Origin of the sequence: Bradyrhizobium sp. McL0615, from assembly GCF_049993905.1 — a bacterium.
Taxonomy (GTDB): domain Bacteria; phylum Pseudomonadota; class Alphaproteobacteria; order Rhizobiales; family Xanthobacteraceae; genus Bradyrhizobium.
Genome location: NZ_CP188254.1, coordinates 2,076,016 through 2,093,551, shown reverse-complemented (window position 1 = coordinate 2,093,551; position 17,536 = coordinate 2,076,016). Strand labels below are relative to the sequence as shown.

The 17,536-nt window shown below is 58.1% G+C and carries 17 protein-coding genes; 4 read left to right on the top strand and 13 right to left on the bottom strand.

Annotation, left to right across the window (positions count from 1 at the left end):
* Window positions 1-886 precede the first annotated feature (886 nt).
* The 4 genes from ACPPVP_RS09995 to ACPPVP_RS09980 all read right to left on the bottom strand — a co-directional run bounded on the left by ACPPVP_RS09995 (window position 887) and on the right by ACPPVP_RS09980 (window position 2,326).
* Window positions 887-1,036 carry a hypothetical protein gene (locus ACPPVP_RS09995; protein WP_426533644.1) on the bottom strand — a complete coding sequence of 50 codons (150 nt, stop codon included), beginning with the start codon at window positions 1,034-1,036 and terminating at the stop codon, window positions 887-889.
* A gap of 115 nt (window positions 1,037-1,151) precedes the next feature.
* On the bottom strand, window positions 1,152-1,739 hold the full coding sequence (locus ACPPVP_RS09990; RefSeq protein ID WP_426533642.1) for a hypothetical protein: 588 nt from the start codon (window positions 1,737-1,739) through the stop codon (window positions 1,152-1,154).
* The gene (locus ACPPVP_RS09985) at window positions 1,736-2,053 is read right to left on the bottom strand and encodes a hypothetical protein (RefSeq protein ID WP_426533640.1); all 318 of its coding nucleotides are present in this window, start codon (window positions 2,051-2,053) and stop codon (window positions 1,736-1,738) included. The genes ACPPVP_RS09990 and ACPPVP_RS09985 overlap by 4 nt, the downstream gene beginning before the upstream one ends.
* 24 nt (window positions 2,054-2,077) lie before the next feature.
* On the bottom strand, window positions 2,078-2,326 hold the full coding sequence (locus tag ACPPVP_RS09980; RefSeq protein WP_426533638.1) for a hypothetical protein: 249 nt from the start codon (window positions 2,324-2,326) through the stop codon (window positions 2,078-2,080).
* An 88-nt stretch (window positions 2,327-2,414) separates the two neighbouring features.
* Here ACPPVP_RS09980 and ACPPVP_RS09975 point away from each other — a divergent pair, with 88 nt between their 5' ends.
* From ACPPVP_RS09975 to ACPPVP_RS09965, 3 genes are all read left to right on the top strand, one after another.
* The gene (locus tag ACPPVP_RS09975) at window positions 2,415-2,612 is read left to right on the top strand and encodes a hypothetical protein (protein WP_426533636.1); all 198 of its coding nucleotides are present in this window, start codon (window positions 2,415-2,417) and stop codon (window positions 2,610-2,612) included.
* 387 nt (window positions 2,613-2,999) lie between these two features.
* The gene (locus ACPPVP_RS09970; protein ID WP_426533634.1) at window positions 3,000-3,248 is read left to right on the top strand and encodes a hypothetical protein; all 249 of its coding nucleotides are present in this window, start codon (window positions 3,000-3,002) and stop codon (window positions 3,246-3,248) included.
* A 1,338-nt stretch (window positions 3,249-4,586) separates the two neighbouring features.
* Window positions 4,587-5,279, top strand: coding sequence for a phosphatase PAP2 family protein (locus ACPPVP_RS09965; RefSeq protein ID WP_426533632.1), 693 nt, complete (start codon window positions 4,587-4,589; stop codon window positions 5,277-5,279).
* A 337-nt stretch (window positions 5,280-5,616) separates the two neighbouring features.
* Here the strand turns inward: ACPPVP_RS09965 and ACPPVP_RS09960 are convergent, their stop codons facing one another.
* From ACPPVP_RS09960 to ACPPVP_RS09945, 4 genes are all read right to left on the bottom strand, one after another.
* The gene (locus ACPPVP_RS09960; protein WP_426533630.1) at window positions 5,617-6,123 is read right to left on the bottom strand and encodes a class I SAM-dependent methyltransferase; all 507 of its coding nucleotides are present in this window, start codon (window positions 6,121-6,123) and stop codon (window positions 5,617-5,619) included.
* Window positions 6,114-6,323 (bottom strand): hypothetical protein, encoded by a 210-nt coding sequence (locus ACPPVP_RS09955; RefSeq protein ID WP_426533628.1) that lies wholly within the window; start codon window positions 6,321-6,323, stop codon window positions 6,114-6,116. Before ACPPVP_RS09955 ends, ACPPVP_RS09960 begins: the two co-directional genes overlap by 10 nt.
* Before the next feature lie 73 nt (window positions 6,324-6,396).
* Window positions 6,397-6,756 (bottom strand): PilZ domain-containing protein, encoded by a 360-nt coding sequence (locus ACPPVP_RS09950; RefSeq protein ID WP_426533626.1) that lies wholly within the window; start codon window positions 6,754-6,756, stop codon window positions 6,397-6,399.
* A 1,343-nt stretch (window positions 6,757-8,099) separates the two neighbouring features.
* A complete protein-coding gene (locus ACPPVP_RS09945; RefSeq protein ID WP_426537762.1) occupies window positions 8,100-8,339 on the bottom strand; it encodes a DUF3551 domain-containing protein in 240 nt (79 codons plus the stop codon).
* 2,150 nt (window positions 8,340-10,489) lie between these two features.
* On the opposite strand from ACPPVP_RS09945, the gene ACPPVP_RS09940 reads away from it, so the two are divergent.
* Entirely contained in the window at window positions 10,490-11,713 is a 1,224-nt protein-coding gene (locus ACPPVP_RS09940; protein WP_426533624.1) for a tyrosine-type recombinase/integrase, read from the top strand.
* Window positions 11,714-12,156: 443 nt separating this feature from the next.
* On the opposite strand, the gene ACPPVP_RS09935 is transcribed toward ACPPVP_RS09940, so the two are convergent.
* From ACPPVP_RS09935 to ACPPVP_RS09915, 5 genes are all read right to left on the bottom strand, one after another.
* Window positions 12,157-12,834: an RraA family protein gene (locus ACPPVP_RS09935; RefSeq protein WP_426533622.1), complete on the bottom strand. Its 678-nt coding sequence runs from the start codon at window positions 12,832-12,834 to the stop codon at window positions 12,157-12,159.
* A 70-nt stretch (window positions 12,835-12,904) separates the two neighbouring features.
* Window positions 12,905-13,864 carry an amidohydrolase family protein gene (locus ACPPVP_RS09930; RefSeq protein WP_426533620.1) on the bottom strand — a complete coding sequence of 320 codons (960 nt, stop codon included), beginning with the start codon at window positions 13,862-13,864 and terminating at the stop codon, window positions 12,905-12,907.
* Window positions 13,861-15,183 carry an MFS transporter gene (locus tag ACPPVP_RS09925; RefSeq protein ID WP_426533618.1) on the bottom strand — a complete coding sequence of 441 codons (1,323 nt, stop codon included), beginning with the start codon at window positions 15,181-15,183 and terminating at the stop codon, window positions 13,861-13,863. Before ACPPVP_RS09925 ends, ACPPVP_RS09930 begins: the two co-directional genes overlap by 4 nt.
* A 36-nt stretch (window positions 15,184-15,219) precedes the next feature.
* Entirely contained in the window at window positions 15,220-16,134 is a 915-nt protein-coding gene (locus tag ACPPVP_RS09920) for a DUF1932 domain-containing protein (protein WP_426533616.1), read from the bottom strand.
* A gap of 2 nt (window positions 16,135-16,136) precedes the next feature.
* Window positions 16,137-17,501, bottom strand: a complete 1,365-nt coding sequence (locus tag ACPPVP_RS09915; protein ID WP_426533614.1) for an MFS transporter — start codon at window positions 17,499-17,501, stop codon at window positions 16,137-16,139.
* Between the last annotated feature and the right edge of the window lie 35 nt (window positions 17,502-17,536).

The following is a 17,536-nucleotide window of genomic DNA, read 5'->3' as shown; positions in this document are numbered from 1 at the left end:
CGATCAGCTTTGCCCATTCCCAGTACGACACGCACAATTTCCGATCGGCTACATTTCCCGCGCCGCTAGTATCCCGAGAAATACTGGCAAGCGACAGTGCAGTTTGTGCCAAATTGAATTAGGTCGAGCTGAGGCGGACTTATTCCAGCAACGCGACGATGGCGAGGCAGCACGCCAGTAGTAGTGCCAGCCAGATGATCGAGAGCCGGAAGTAGAGCGTGTCGCGCGTCATCGTTCAATGGACGTTCCGCAGCGATAAATTCCCTTGATCCAAATCAAAATCAAATCGGCCCGATTGACACAAAAATGGCCCGCCAGCGTGAACCGGTGGGCCTTGATTTGTTGGCAATCAAACCTCCGGCTGAATTGAGAAACGGCTCTGGTGCGGCCTTGGGGGCTAAAAAGCACCAGCCGTCCCTCAAGGTGCACCCATTCGAGCGCCGAATCATCATACCGGGATAAAGCGGCAAAACCGAGTGGCCGCCTTTAGCAGCTCGGCGAGCCTGACGTTTGTGTCAGTAGAACTACGGCATTACGAGGTTGTCATTCGTGGTGGCGCAGTCATTGCAAAGTAGTCAGCAACTGGAATTGCAGTATCCAGTTTGAGACAGAGCGCCGCCGGGACAATGCATTTCGAGCCCGGCGGCGTTTCTTTTTGCGACACCAGCGATCCACTGCCGCACACGTTCTCGCCAGGAGGTATCCGATGTTGATCGATGTCGCTGCGCTGATTGGAGTATTCGCGGCCGGCTACGGCCTTCGCGCCTGGATATCGGCAAGACGGAGGCGCGCCATGAGAAAAGCTCGTGGAGACTGAGCATCAGTGAAAAAAGCCGCCGCTGGGTTGAGACAGCGACGGCCTGTTCACGTGTCGCTTCGTGTTCCGCTAGGGCTCGATCGGCTTTCCGTCCTCCCACGCCGCGTAATAGTCGACCTTGAGCGCTTCAAGCATTTCGGCGGTCTGGCCGATCGCAAAAAGCAGGTCGGGGTTGGCGTCATCCTCGTCTGCGGCGAGACAGCGGACGATAACCGCCATGTGCACGCACGCGCAAAGCCGGCTCTCAAGGTCGCGGAACGCCTGAGAGTGGCGGGTATCGACTGGGGCGCCTGTGTGATCGGGCTTGCCGGCAATGGAAAGTCGACAACGTTGTTCATGATGTTGCCCCCCTCTCCCTATCCATTCGGGCTTCCAAGCGGGCCGCCAGTTCCGACAATCCGGTGACGCTGATGCAAGCGCGAAACAACATTCTCACTGGCTCGTCGTTTTCGCCGAAATCAAAGCCGCCTTCATGCTCGGCGAAAGATGGCATGCACTCGTACATTGCCGCTAACGTCTTGGTCCTGAGCCCTTCTAGCGTCGCGACCGGCGCGTTCTCTACCAGCCGGTACATGGTGCGCAGCTTTCCGTGCAGGATCGTCATGGCACATTCTACCACCCTAGCGCCGCTCATTTCGCGGATTGCCTCCACTTCCTCCGTCAACGGAACCGGAATGCGGTGATACCGCTCCGCGTCGGTGGTGGCGCGCGCTTCGTGATAGGCGCCGGCCGCGGTGGCGCCTATCGCCCACACGCGGTTCAACTCGACAAGGGCCGGCAATAGCTGTTCGATCGTATGGGCGACCGCAATGGCCGTGCCCTCGCGATCGGATGCCGAACGCTTGCCGTTGCGCGGTCCCGCCGGCGGCGGCAGCGTCGTTCCGTCGACGACTGCCAAGAACGGCTTTTTGCGCGCCGTCATGATTGCACCGCCTTTCCAAGCCGGAAATATCCCAGTGCGACCACGCGGGCGATCGGCGCGCGGTTGTGGCGGTTGAGCTCCACCTCGTCATAGACGGTCGAGCATGCCGCCATGATGTGAAGGTCGGCGGGGCTCGAGATCGGAATTGTCGCGACCGCTTCCTGGGCCTCGGAGAAGGTCTGTTCGGCGGCGATCAAGTCTTGAAACTCTGCTGCCATAACTTCTCGTTCGTAGACCCCCATCCGCTTGATCCAGCGCCGTCTGCCTCTTTTGCTTTTCGGCTCCGGGTTCTGCGCCAACCAATCCTCAAACATGGCATGGGCCTCCTCCTCGGCTGCCTAGGTCCCGATCAGCTTGGCGTGTGCCTCGTCGAGCCGGTGGATTGCGGCGCGCAATTCGGGGCTCGCTGGCGGCACGGTGACGGCCTGGGGAACGTCATTCGGGGTGAAGGCCGCGGCCGCGAGGGTTCCGGCGCTGACCATGCTGCCGATGGCGGCAACGGTCAGGAAGCGGCGGCGCGTGGGATACGCGGGAAGTGCAGACGTGTTTGTGGGTGGCGTGCTATGCACGCGATCAGCCTGGGTCATTTGGATTCGTGTCCTTTTTGGCTTGGGTTAGAGCCGGGCGGAAGGCATCAACTTCCCCTCGGCTCGATTTTAGGGTACAACCTAAATTATGAAGAAGTCAATAAAGGTTGCACCTAAAAAACGGCGCGGTCGTCCCGCGACCGGGAAGGATCCGCACATTGCCGCGCGGATGCCGACCCCATTGATTGCTGAAGTCGAGGCATGGGCGACGGCAAATGACACCACTCGTTCGGAAGCATTCCGCCGACTGGTCGAACTCGGGCTAAAGGCCAAGACCGCAAAATGAATAGACGCTTGAGCGTCCTACTTTTGCTCGTGGTGATCGTCTCCGCAATCACCACAGGCACTTGGTACTACCGAAGCAGGTGCTGGGGAATGGACGCGTGCGCAGCTGCAAAGGCTGAAAGTCATGAACGTGACAAGCCGAGCGAGACACAATAGCAGAGCGAGCGGCATGCGAGGTTCAAGGATCAAAGAGCATGTCTGCCCCTACTGTAATGGAACGGGCTACCCGGTCGTGAAGCAGCCACTGCAGCCAGGCCGTAGAATCTATCCCGTCAAGTGCACGTCCTGCGACGATAAGGGCAAAGTCACGGACGCCAAGTGAAGTATCTCGAAGCCATCCGCCGGCTGGCAGAATTGGGGTTGGAGGCTATGAAATAGGAGCAACAATTTGTGCCGATTTTATTTTCTCGTTTTGATCGCAGTGCTTTCTCCTTTTGCCTTTTCATCCGTCAAAGCAGTTTCCGGGATAAGTCCCGAGCAAAAAGAGGCCGCGCAAAAGCGGCAGGCCGAGATTGCCCGGCAAATGTTTTGCAGCGAGAAAGCGGGCAAAGAAAAAGTTTTGAAGCGCGATCTTGCGTCCTTCGTGGTCGCCTGCATGGATGCAATTGAAAAGGCTGAACAGGCGATCAAAAAATAGGCCACGAGTCAGGGTGAGCCGTCCGCCGGCTGGTCGAGCTGGGGCTGAAGGCGAAGCCAAAAGGCTGATTGATATTTTTAGATATTAATTTTGGTTCGAGGGGGTCATTCCGTGAATCAAAAGTTGGCGATTTTTGCGATTGCGGATGTCGCGAGACCGGAGCCGCAAATCGTGGATGTGACAGTTATCCTGATCGATGGAACGACGGCTCTGCTCCGGCTAAACGTATCAACGGCCGAATCGCTCCTCAAGCATCTTGCCGCTATCGTACGGCATTAAGGGCCGCGACGAAGCCATCCGCCGACTGGTCGAACTCGGGCACCGGGAACACCAGCCTACGATGCGTGGCGAGCCGATCGAGCGCAGGAGGCAGCGCGGCCAAAGAGTAGTGCGAGCCAGCCGACTCGCTGATCTACATTTTTTGCGTGATTGCGCCGCCAGATGCAGAGCCTGAGTCGCGGCGGACCGGCTGCGGCCGATGCCATCAGCGGGAGTAAAAGAGAGCTAACATCGAGCCGGATGAACAATTCCGCATCCAAAAACGATAGGTCAGCAACTCTTATCTAAAACTGCACTTTAGTTCAATGCAATCATTCGTTGTTGAGCGGATTAGCGCCTATATAGTGGGTGCTTATGGCTTTAGAACGAAGTTGGATTTGGGCGTTAACGATCGCTGGAATCGTCGGATACTTTGCGCTCGCCACCTACTGACCGGGCTTTTGTTGATCTTAGGCCGTCCGGCGTGATCGTGATTTTACTGGACCGTCCGTTTACGCAGGAAATCGGTCCCGCCTATTGGATGTCGCGGATGCGGCCGGTAGAGACTAGGATCCTTGCCAATTTCCCGGCTGACGATCCAACTAACAAGCACGACACTTCGTCCCCAATCCAACTTTACGAAGATCGAACTCCGCTCGGCCCAGGCCACAGCACATTCCAGGCGATCAGCAAAACAGGCCGCGGCCACTTTGCGCATTGGAGTGGGCGTGGGATTTACTTTTCATCAAGCGACAATTCTAACCCGAACGAGAACGGGCGCCGTTATTGGGCCGTCGTCCCCTAATACGAGTTGACTAAAGACTCTAGCCACCGGCCGGCTTGTAGGTTGGGGCTGAACGCTAAAAGCAAACAAAGCCGCACCGGTGAGCCTGGCCCCTCCTGGTTCCAGATTTAACCTCTGCAGTTAGCATCAAGCCTAATTTGTGAATTTTGTTGCGGCGGGCGACGAGACATCTAAATAGGTCGGATTCAGCGCAATTCCCGAATGAGGGCCTCCTGTACCACGCCCGGCGATGCCAAGTTGATTGCGCGGTACTATGCGCGAGATAAACATTTTAGATGTTCGACTCAGCCCGACTGCTGGACACAAAACTTCTACTGGCCCTCAACTCGTTCTTCTCAAGTACTGAGCAGAAGAACTACTTCATGCTTTTCATGGGCAACAATTCTTTGCCCCGAGGCTTCCCCATTTTCGTTTCCCTGGTCGGACTTTGGTTCTCGGTAGAATGCAATAAGCGGCGCAGCCGAATGTTGATCGGATTACTGGCTACTTGTTTCGCGACCCTTGCGTCGGTGTGGATGCAGCGTCACTTCACCCCTCATTTACGCCCGCTTTTAGACCCAACGCTCCCCCTAAAAGTCGCTGTTCCAAACACTTGGGATCGCGTAGGTTCGTTTCCCAGCGATACAGCAACCCTCTTTTTTTCCTTGGTTGCTGTCATTTTTATCGAAAACCGCTTACTCGGACTGTTGTGCTTCATATGGGCATTGCTGACAGCGGGCGTCGCTCGCATCGCACTCGGGATACACTATCCAAGTGACATCTTGGGCGCGTTGGTGTTGGGGCCAGTAGTTGTCTTCCTGTTCAACAGCGTGCCCTACTTCAAAATACTGGTAGAGGGTGTCTTGAGTATCTTTCAAGACCGCATGTATCTGGTGCATGCGTTGCTGTTTATTTTCTTGGCCGAGGCTTACTTCTTATTTCTCGGTCTTCAAGGTACTCTCAAGTATTTTCGGTTTTTCGCCGGATGAGCCGTACGAACCTCCGGGTGGTCTCGCGATCTTATCAACATCCCCGACCGGCAGAGTCTGTCCGTTCCGATCCACAAGGGATTGATAATTTGCTTGGCTCCTCCGATCCCGGAATCATCCGCGATGGCCTTGCAGCGACAATCTCGATCGACGGAAAGATGGCCACTCGGAAGTCCGGCAGAATGGATCGCCGACGGGCACGTGACCTGCAACATCCAGTGTTCGGGCGGTAAGTGCCGTCAATGGATGGTCGACGTCCGGTTAGATACCCTGCCCCAGGATCTGCCCTGGTCGACAATCGGCCGGCGCCGATCTGTTCGCCTAAGCCAGGACCGACTTAGCCGAATGGTGAGATTTCTGATTGCGAGGCCGCAAAATACAAGTTGTGCCGTGTTGGATAGATTGTTTCCCAAACCTTTACGAACTTGAAGTGTGGCGTGAAAAACCTACGCAGGTCCTCTTTGTTCTTGAATTCGTACTCGTGAAGAGCGTTGCCCTTATTACCATCCGCAGCCTCGGTTAGCGTATAGCCGCTCAAAATACCATCTGAACCGAGCAAGCTGACGATTTCTCGCAACAGTTTGTCGATTTCCACCTCAGTGAAATGCTCGATCGCGGCATCCCATACGATGTTGTCGAACGGCCCCGCTGGCAGCCCCTGACGGATATCCTGTTGCACATAGGTGATGTTGGGAACGGAGTTGTACCGTTTGGCGTGAGGGATGGCGTCCTTGTCGAAATCAAGCGCGATGATCGATGCCGCCCTTGACGAATAGAAATGGCGTGCGTTGAAACCGTCGCCGCAACAGATCTCCAGCATCTTTGAGTTTGGTTTCAGTACCATCCTCGAAAAACCCCGCGCTCTACCCAAAGGCCATTGTTCTTTGCTGAGAACTGCCAGTGCTGATCAAGATAGTGATCGAACCATTCCGGGCGCGGATGAAATCCCCATTGGACGGCGAATTGCGCAAAATGCGTAAAGCCCGATACCTTTCGGACTACAAAATTCAGACCTTTCAGCAAAGAAATCAGTAGCCTGCGCATGACGCCTCCACCACGTTTGCGTGATAACATCGTCGCAGCGAACGCAAAGAGAAACACTGGGGCAAGTGGAAGCTTAAGCGAGACCAGTGACCACTAACTTTTGGCTTTTCTTTTCTCCCGTCCTTTTGAAATAGACGCCGAGATTGTCACCGTTAACCCAGGCAAGTTCGCAACGTCGAAATGCCGTTCCGGTAGACGATAGTACTAGAAAAAATTCCTTTAAAGGCAGACCTTCGATCGAACTCTCTACACTGAGTTTTGCTCCGGTCTCCGAGATGTCCTGGATCTGGCAAGCTCGGTGCCAAGTGCCGTCGATAGCCATCAGTCGAGCGTCGTACCCTCGCTCGAACATTACCCGCCGCGATTTACGTAGCTCCATTTGGGTTATCCGGTCATCGAATTGACCGACCTCAGCGCTGAGGTCGGTCAGCATCTGAGGCCGCTCAGGACGTAAGCCAGATCGGGGTCTGGCTATGACGACCGTAATTCCTATTGTTGAAGGGCAACCTAATGAGCCTATCGGAATTCGGCACGGCCTAGGTCTGGTGGAGGCGGGTTTGCGAGTTCCACTTGCGCAGGAACCCGGCGCTTTGCTCAAAACTTCGTCTTGTCGCGTAGCATCCATTTCGCTTCACTTCTTCTGCAGGCCATTGCGGGCGACATCGGCCTCGGTCGGGCTACCCTCGCTCCATACCCTGTTCAATTGCCCCGTCGTACGTCCTCCCGGCCCGCGACGGGGGTTTTTTCTTCCCGCTTACTGCCATGCCGCACCAAGCATGCCTATGAATTCCAGCACGCGTTAGCCGTCGTGGCCCATCTGAAGTGAAGCATCCCGGCCGCGATGAGTCTCAAGAACGCCCTTAAAAGCGCGCTTCTCCTTGCTCAGCCCGTCGAAAATCCGGATAGCAAAGCTAATTAGGCTCACTTTGCGGACCTCTTTTTCCACCTAGCGCGCGTATAATACGAGACGGCAGGCACGGGGTCGCCAGCTTGAAGCGCTCTTGGTGCGCGTGGGGGAGCCTTTCGAGGCTGTCATGCAAGTTTCTGTAATGGTGGAAACGGAAGCGCAGTACGCAGACGCCAAATCAACGAGGTGATTCCACCACAAAGGCCCCGGAACTGGTCACGATGGCTGGGACGCGGTACGCATAACGAGCGTTACGGTCACGCCTTCGTGCGGTGTGACCTGCTTCACGTCGGCCTACGCTGCTCCGGTCCACTATTGTGCCGGGGCCAAGAGGCGCAGGACCATGAAACCCTCGAAGCAAATTTCCACGCGGCTGAAAATCGATGTGCTGATAATCATCGTAGGGCTGGGGCTGATCGCACTCGGAGTCGTTACCACATCCGCACGCATTTTGGGTACGTCCGTCCAAGAGTATGCCCGCCTAATGCCGTTCTAGTGGGCCCGTGCTAACTGAACGCGGGCGGTGGAGTCGTTTTGAGGGCTGGCCGGTACTGGCCTAGGTCTCACGCAAACGCGCATCAGTGAGCGATCCTGGCATGGTGATCCTACGTCATGTCTCGTGAACGAAGCCGTTCTATCTGCACACGAAGGAAACAATCCAGGATCAGCCTTCATCGTGTAGCATGAGGGGAATTTCAATGACCGCTTTCATCGCTACTGTCTCTGCTCTCACCGCCGGAACACTTGCCGTACTGATGCTGTGCACTGAACTCGCACTCCAGGTGGCTTTGGCGGTAATCGCATTCATTTAGCGCGCGGTCCCTCTACAGCCCTTGCTGTAGTAGCCCTTGCCCGATCCATCGCGGTCGCTACGATTGCCACTCAGTGGCTCGGAGTCGGTCGCTTACGGCCATATTCGTATCGGGGATTCTCCTCGCACTTGGCGTCCTTGCCGCCTCGGTAATGCAGTGGAAGTAACTGGTGTACCGGCATTTGCCCGGATATTCCCATTGCGGCCCGTGCAAGCAGTAGCGATCCGGCACCCCTTCAGCAGCCGCAAGCGATAACGCGGCCAGAGCGGAGAGAGATGCCAGAACGGCGACGAACACAGGGCGCACGAGCACTCCTTAAGCCTTATACAAACACCCAAAGATGATTTGCCTAATTTGTTCCTCTCATCATGGCTGCTTCCTGACTCGGCGCGGGCGGTGCCGCCCCCTTCTTGAGCGTCCCCGTCTCGGAACGCAAAACGATCGTACCGTGAAAAATTGGCGTACGTCTGCCTCCCATCCTATACAGACGAGAGGCGAGCCCGATACCTCCCCGCAGAGGACTGGGGCCGTTTCATTCCGGAAAGCGAAAAGCCCGGCAACCGTCCCGGCGATCGGTAAGTAGCTGCAGGTGCTGAAACGCCATGATCTAAGGCGACGGCAGTTAGCACGGTCTGGTCACTGACCCACATTGGAACAGGATTCCGGCCCATAAGATTCCGATAGAAAAGCGAAAGCCGTCGCTGGCCTGGCTCAGCGACGGCTCTACGCATCACTCTCGCGGAACCTTATTGAGGGTCATCCGCGATTGTTGGTGATCCTAATTGCGGGTAATTAAGAAGCGCCTCCCTCATTGCACCTTAGACGCCGATTGCGAATCTCGGGAATAAGTTGCAATTGTCGGAATTGCGGGTATCGCCGCTGGCATCCCTATTGCCCAAGCGGCGCCAATGGAGGAGGACCATCTTGCCGAAGGTAGAGCCTTGAGGACCGAAGCAAGGGCTAAGTAATGGACAACGACGCGCTGTCAGGGAGCCACAAATCTAGTGTCGATTTTGATGCGCCGGCCACTCTTCGAAAATGGCCTTCTCTTGGAAATCAGCGAAGGGGCGAAGCTGTCAGTCCATATATGGTGCTCGACGGCACGTTGGATGATTGCCTACGAAAGTTGATGGCTTACGCCGCTAGCACTCGGCACTTGTATGAGATCCATACTGCGCCACAGCCACCTTTGGTGCAGGAGGTGATGGCGGGTGATACTGTCGTCGAACTCGATCGGGTTCGCGATTTGTTTGAGGTGCTCGCACCCGCGACGGACAGTAGTTCGCCAGGGTTCACACCCACGACAGATTGAAAAATTGCACTTCCCGGCCAGCCGCGGAATCATCAGCAATGGCTCTGACAAAATCGACTGACAACTTCCCGCTAGGCACCCCGGCGCAATGGATCGCCGAAGGTCACGTGACCTGCAACATCCAATGCTCGGGCTGTAGTTGCGATCGACGGATGGTCGATGTCCGGCCGGACGCCTTGCCTCAGGACTTTGTTGAAACTGATGCGACGCCCGTTCGAGCACGCTCGCAGTTTGCCTACGGCTCGGCATAGCGCAGCGGCCGTTCAGTACGGCCCCGACACGCATAACGCGGTGCATGCGCGGGTTCCTGATTAGCTCAAAATGCAAGCGCGTCAAATGACAGGGCGTCGTGATTGGCTCACTTCGGCTAGCGATGTGGTGTTTCGGCAACGCCTCGGAGGTGAATTGCCGAACCACCGCCTGACGTCGTCGCTGCAAATTATCAATGCCTTGGGATCGGAAGGCGGGCGTTCTAGCGATCGATAAGACTGAAATCGCGCTGCAGCGCATCATTGAATGAAGAACCGAATGCGGGTGATTACAGAAAGATGATCGCATGCTCCAAGTGAGACTACACCTTACAAAGTGAGATGAACTCATGCGATCCAGCGCCTTGATGTACCATCCTTCCGCTTCTTGCAATTGAACAACAAATGCGAGTGAACTTATGTTTGGTGCGTGGAATCATGGGTCGAAGGCTACCTTTAGTCTCGGGATACGCCAGAACTCTTGCGAGCGCATGATTGGCGCCATTGCCTCGACCTTCTCTGCAGAACTGGCTAAGTGACTTCGCGGAGCTCTTGGATGAGATAAGCGAGCTGGAGTGGTAGCTCTAGAACAGTTCGAAAATCCAAAGTGGGTGACTAAGAGATCAATAGCGCAAGCAGATGGTTGTCCGTTGCTTGGCTGAATCGCTTGTGAGATGATCCATGCGCAAACCAACGCTAACCTCCTCAGAGAACATTGGACCAGATACGCCGCTGAGATTGGCAGTAGCAGCCGCAATCGCCTTTCCGGACCAAACCATTTCGGAAAGCAGTCTGAGACGAGAAGCAAAGCGGGGGCGGCTTGCGATCGAAATTATTGCCGGTAAAGCGTTCACGACGTTGAGAGAGATTGAAAGGATGCGTGGTCGATGCCGCGTAGAAGTAAGGGTGCCCGCCTCCACCTTAGACCTGCCCGTTTCAGAGGCGGAAAGCTTACCCACGCCGCAACTTGGATCATCAGGGACGGCGGCAAGTATCTCGGCACAGGATGCCTTGAGCATGAAGTTGGAAAGGCTGAGCGAACGCTTAAGAATTACATCACCAGCAAGTACACGCCGCAACGAAAAGAGCGTGACATAGACACGATCCCGATCGCGGACGTTCTCTCAATCTTTATTGACGACCGCCCTGATTTGTACGGCGAAGATGCGCTCGACGCTGAGAAGTACGTTGCCCGCGCGAAGCGGCTGCGCGACTTCTGGGGCAAGCTTATGCTCGCCGACGTCAACAAGGCGAAGTGCAACGAGTACGTCAAAGAACGAGGAAAGAAAGGAGGGGCCAGGCGCGATCTAGAGGATCTTCGTGCAGCAATAGCGCATCACGCTGATGAGGGGCTACACCGCGGCATCGTCAAGGTGAAGTTGCCCAAAAAGGGCGAGCCACGAGACGCTTGGCTGACACGAGATATGGCTGCCAAGCTGATCTGGACGTGCTGGCGAGCTCGAGAAGTGCAAACAGTTCACCGCGGTCCCAATACGGGCCAGAAGATCGAGACTAACAAACGTCCCTTGCGCCACTTGGCGCGGTTCATCGTTATCGGCATCTACAGCGGTACGCGAGCGGGTGCCATCGCGTCGGCGTCGCCAATCGCCGCCATAGGCCGGTCGTTTGTTGACCTCGACCGCGGGGTCTACTACCGGCGTCGACAAGGACAGATCGAGACGAACAAGCGGCAGCCGCCCATGCCGATCCCTCCCCGATTGTTGGCGCACCTGCGCCGCTGGCATACTCGCGGCATCATCAGACGGCACTTCGTCGAATTCAACGGAGAGCCGGTAGCGTCGGTCAAGACGGCTTTTGCAAGGGCAGTTAGGCTGGCGAAACTTGGAAAGGGCATCTCACCACACACGCTACGCCACACGGCGGCAACCTGGCTGATGCAGAACGGCACCGAACCGTGGCAAGCTGCAGGTTATTTGGGAATGTCGGTTGAGACCCTGCTGAAGGTCTATGGGCATCATCACCCGGACTTCCTGTCGGACGCCGTCGAAAAGATGACGGCCAAGCCCAAGCGGCGACCTACCGCCACAGCTACGCCACAGAAACGGGTCGAACAACGAGACACGAACGTGATCAAGATGCTTGGAAAATAATGGTTTTCGCACGAACATAAGCCCCTTCCCGGCGCTCATAACGGTCTGGTTGCAGGTTCGAGTCCTGCCGGGCCCACCAGCCTTCGCACGCGAAGCGAGTAAAGGCTGCCGCGCCGGAGCCAACGGCGAAGGCGGGCCGATCAGCCCGCTGAGCTACGGCTCGGCAAGCCAGGCCCCAACTAAAATATCGAAAACAACCCCATGCAAAGTAGCCGGCGGTCGCCGGCAGGGACGCGCTGGCCTGCGAAAACATTTTGACACGTCGGGCAAATCAACGGCACTATTTCATCGTCGCTCATTGCCTGCTTCAGCGGCCATCAAACTACGGTACCGCTTCGGCTATGCCATCTTGGTGGATTCGGCAGCCAGATCGCGAGAATGGGCTAAAGCGCGAAATTCTCATTCTTCTTCAGGTAACCTTCGCGGGGTCGCGAACCCGACGTTCAATCGAGGCCTTCGCAGTTCAACTCTCGCAGCGCCTTGTCAACCCAAGAGGAATCGTGCGTACCCGCCGATATGTTCGCGATCTGCTTCTGCTCCGCCTCGTACTTTGCAGTGGCGGCTTTTAGTACCTCATTCACATCGTCAAACCGTACGCATAGCAGCCCGTCATCATCTCCAATGATGAGATCGCCTGGCTCGATCACCATGCCATCAATCGCTATCGGAACATTAATCTCGCCGGGTCCGTTCTTGTAAGGTCCGCGATGCGTGACGCCGGCGGCAAAAACGGGAAACTTCTGACCCCTGATAAAGCCGGCGTCCCGAACCGCACCATCTATAACGATGCCCGCAAGTCCACTTTTGACAATTCGCGTGAGCATCATTTCGCCGATCAGCGCATTGGTAAGATCGCCCCCTGCATCGACGACGATGACATCACCGGGTTCGGCGATTGCCATCGCCTTGTGGATCATCAGGTTGTCGCCCGGCCGCGTCTTGACGGTTAGCGCCGTGCCCGCCATCCCTCCGGCCTGATGCATGGGCCGAAGCCGCGCTCCCGCTGCCGTCATACGCGACATGCTGTCGCTGACATTTGCTACCGGCAAGCGCGCAAAACGCTCGACGATCTCGGTAGCTACTTTTCTTTGCCGCTTTAGAATTCTGAAGCCTACGGACATGTGTTATCCTTCTCGAGTTTCTGAAAATGAACCGTTGCGTTCTCGCTGTTACCCTGGGGCGCCGAAAGTCCTAGAAGCCGAACAGTTCGGCGGGATTTTCGACCAGGATGCGCCGGCGCGTTTTTTCGTCCGGCGCCCAGTCCGTGAGTAGATCGAGCAACAGGGCATCATCCGGCTTGGTTCCGCGCTGAGTGGGATGCGGCCAGTCCGTGCCCCACAAGATACGCTCCGGCGCAGCCTGCACATAGGCTCGCGCCACTTCGCTGGAGTCCGCATAGGGCGGCCCGAGCTTGCTGTCCTCATAGGGCTCGGTGACCTTCACCCAGGTGCGACCCTCATCCAGCATGCGGCGGACTGCGGCGAACGCCTGATGCTTGATGCCCTCCGGTTGAGGGATGCGCCCGAGATGGTCGATCACCACCTTGGTAGGAAGCGACCGGATGACGCCCTCATGGGCGGCGATTTGATCGCCCGTCATCAGGATCTGCACGTGCCAGCCGAGCGGGCTCACCCGCTTTGCTAGCGTGGTAAGCATCTCCGGTGTCGTCGTCCCCCAGGTCTGGGAAGAAACGAAATTGACGCGAATGGCGCGGACGCCGGCATCCGCAAGCGCCCCCAACTCCGCGTCCTTGACATCAGTGTCAACGACAGCAACGCCGCGCGACGCGGAGCCTAGCTGGCCCAGCGCGTCCACAAGACATCGGTTGTCGACGCCATAAGTCGACGGCTGCACCACCACACTCCTGTTGGTGCCGAGCCGCCGCTGCAGCAGCCGATAGTCGGCGACCGTCGCACCGGGTGGAAAGCCCTGGCGCCAATGCGGCGAGACGGGAAACCGTTCATCGTAGATGTGATGGTGGCAGTCGCACGCACCCGCCGGCGCATCCAGGCGTGGCGGAGCGGATCCGGCGCTGTGGGGCACGGCTTGCTCAAGTCCGGCAGCCCACGCGCCCGTGCTCGCGGCCAGCATGCCTGCGAGAACCCCGCGCCGGGTGATGACATGTTTCGACATCTTGCTGTGCGCGCTCATGGCTTCACCGCCACCATGTCCGTTGCACGCGCGGCGCTACGTCCGAGCACAAGGACGCAGGCTGCGGCCACGGCGCAGAGCAGCGCGAGCGGCAACATCCCGAGCACGAAGCTGCCCGTGCGTTCCTTGACCACGCCAACCACATTCACCATCAGCCCGCCGCCGATCAGATTGGCAATCGCGTTGATCCCGGCGAGGCCCGCCGCGAGCGTACTCGCCGAAAGCCAGCTTGCCGAAAGTGCCCAGAATGGCCCCTTGAAGGCATACGCGCCCACCAGACAACACGTGACCATGATGATCGTCGGCACGACCGCGGTCCCGGTCAAACCCAGCGCCGTGAAGCCGCCGGCGGCGAGCAAGAGCGGAATAGCGGTGTGCCAGCGGCGCTCGCCTGTTTTGTCCGAGCGACGTCCCCACAGGACCATGAGTACGGTCGCAATACCGTAGGGGATCGCGTTGACAAAGCCGGTCTGCAGGTTCGTCAGGCCGAACGACTTCAACAACTGCGGTTGCCAGACCGACAGCACACTGCCGGTGGCGGAGGCGCCGGAGCAGACCAGTGCCATGACAAGGAAATACTTGTTGGTGGCAAGCTGCCAGAGCGAGAGATGTCCGACCGGTTTGCGCGCGGCCGCCTCCGCCTCCATGCGCCCGGTCAGCCATTCCCGCTGTTCCACGGTCAGCCAGGACGCCTGCGCCGGCTTGTCGGTCAGGACGAACAGGCACGAAAGACCCAGCAGGATCGTCGGCAACCCTTCCAGGATGAACAGCCATTGCCATCCGCGCAAACCAAGCGCGCCGTCAAGTTCGAGCAAACCAACCGAGAGCGGCGAGCCCAGAAAGGTGGCCAGCGGAATTGAAACCGTAAACGTTGCCAGGATGCGGGCGCGATACTGGGACGGCAGCCAATAGGTCAAATAGAGGATTGCGCCGGGAAAGAAACCTGCCTCAGCCGCGCCCAGGATGAAGCGCATCGCATAAAGCGAGTACGGCCCCACCACGAACGCCATGCACGCCGTCACCAATCCCCAGGTGATCATGATGCGCGCGATCCAGCGCCTGGCACCGATCTTCTGCAGGGCCAGATTGCTCGGCACTTCCACCAGGAAATACGAGACAAAGAACAGGCTGGCGGCAAAGCCGAACATTGACGGCGTAAGCCCCAGATCCTTGTTCATCTGCAGCGCAGCGAAACCGACGTTGACGCGGTCAAGCAGCGCAAAGAAATAGCAGATCATCAGGAATGGCACGAGGCGCAGGATGACCCGGCGCATCGTCACCTTCTCGATCTGATCGATTTCCGTTCGAGCAGCCGTCACGTTTCTCTCCCTGTTCTGGTCCCTGCTGGCCTGGCCTTATTCGGCCGCTTTCGCTCCGGCCTGCATCTTCGCCACCATCGCGTCGATGGCGATCTTGTAGTTCTCGGGAACGACGCCCTTGAAATGCTCCTTCAGGCCGAGGTTCTCCTTCCAGCGAAGCCGCGCCACCGTTGCGCGCGCCATCAGCGGCTCGATCCCGGCATCTTCGACCGCCTCGGCGGCCATCTCGACCTCTTCGGTCCGCCGCTTGGCATGGATGACACCGGAGGGAGTGAGGCTCTCCACGGTGTCCATGAACGGTCGGGTGAGCGTCTTCGACGCCGAGGCCAATACGGTCTCATCCAGACCATAGGATCGGGCTGCCAGCAGCGTCTCATCGATCAGCGCCTCGATCCCCTTGATCAGGACGGAACGAAGAATCTTGATGCCCGAAGCCGTGCCAAGCTTCTCGCCGGCGAATTCGATGCTCATGCCCCAAGGAACGAGCAGGTCGACGACACGCTGTCCCGCGGGACCGCTCGACATCATGTGCATCGCGTAGCCGTTCTTCGGCGTACCCATGATAGAGCCGTCCCCGAGCGTGGTGCCCGTCTTGGCGAGCCGCTCGGCGACGCCGTATTTCACCTTCGGAGTGGCGGAAGCGAAGTCGAGGAAGGTGTGGCGGCCATCGAGCACGGCCGCAAACGCGTTCGCACTTTCGAGCGAGGCGGATCCCGGCGTGACGCTGAAGATCAGTTCCACCGCGTCCGCCAATTCCTGATTGGACTTGACCAGCGTGACACCTGCCGCCTTGGCGCGGCTTTGGATCAGATCGGCGTAGGGGCCTTCGAAGGCGTACTTGTCGTAGCAGAAGATCTGCTGCAGGCCGGCCCCGCGGAGCCCTTTGCCCAACGTGCTGCCGATCTCGCCATAACCGACCAGACCGAGACGAAACTGCTGTTTGTCGCTCATCTTCAGATTCCTTTCGAGAGAGTTGCGATCGGAGCCGTGCGGCCGTCAGGGGCCCCGGCCTGTCGCTGCAGGCTGACACCAACCACCCGGATCAGGATGGCGGCCAAGGTAAGAAATGCGGCCACCGAGATCAGGGCCCAGGAGAAGCTGTCGGTCGACTGCTTGATCACACCAATAAGATAAGGGCCGACGAAGCCGCCCAGATTGCCGATCGAGACGATCATCGCGAGGCCACCTGCGGCCGCGCTGCCGGTCAGGAAGCTCGACGGGATCGGCCAGAATGTCGACTGGTAGCACATGATCCCGATCACGGCGCCGCAGAGCGCGACGATCGAGATCAGCGCCGACGATGTCGCAAAGCCGCAGACGAGCAACGAGGCTGCGCCGACAAGCAGCGCAGATGCCACGAACCAGCTCCGCTCACCGCCTCTGTCCGACAGGCGCGCCCACAGCATCATCGCGATGGCGCCACAGATGTAGGGGATCGCGGCGATGAAGCCGACGGCGATGACGCCGAAGCCGAGACTCTTGATGATCTGTGGCATCCATAGGCCGAGGCCGACGGAGCCGATGATGGCGCAGAAGTTGACGGCGGCGCAGACAAGGACCCGCCAGTTGATGAAGGCGTCCCTGAGCCGGGATGAGTGTTTGGCGGCAATTGCCGCGCGCTCCGCCGCGAGCACCTCGACCAGCCATCGCCGCTCCTCCTCGCTCAACCACTTGGCCTGCTCTGGTTTGTCGGTGAGCGTGAAGAAGCACACGAAGCCAAGTAGCGTTGCCGGCAATCCCTCAAGGATCAGCAGCCACTGCCAACCGTGCAAGCCACCCAAGCCGTCAAAGGTGAGTAGCGAACTCGAGATCGGCGCGCCGATGATGTTCGCGATCGGGATGCCCAGCAAGAACGCCGCAGTTGCCCTGCCCCGGACGCGTGCGGGAAACCAGTAAGTGAAATAGAGGAATACGCCGGGCGTGAAGCCGGCCTCGCCGAGCCCGAGCAGGAAGCGCATCACGCCAAAACTCACTGGGCCAACCACGAACGCCGTTGCTGCCGAAATCAGGCCCCAGGTGATCAGGATGCGGGCGATCCACTTGCGTGCGCCGATGGCTTGCAAGGCAAGATTGCTCGGCACTTCGGCCAGGAAATAGCCAAAGAAGAACAGCCCGGCGCTCCAGCCGAATTCGTAAGGCGAGATGCCGAGATCGTGGTTCATCGTCAGGCTGGCGATGCCGACATTCACCCGGTCAAGATAGGCAATGATGTAGCAGAGCAGCAGGAACGGCACGATCCGCCACAGCACCTTCGAGAGGATCTTCTCTTGCTCGGGCGTAAAGCCCGCGCCGGCTGACGCGGCGGTGACACTGGCCATTGGTTCCCTCCAGGGCCGGTGTTTCCCCGGCTGTG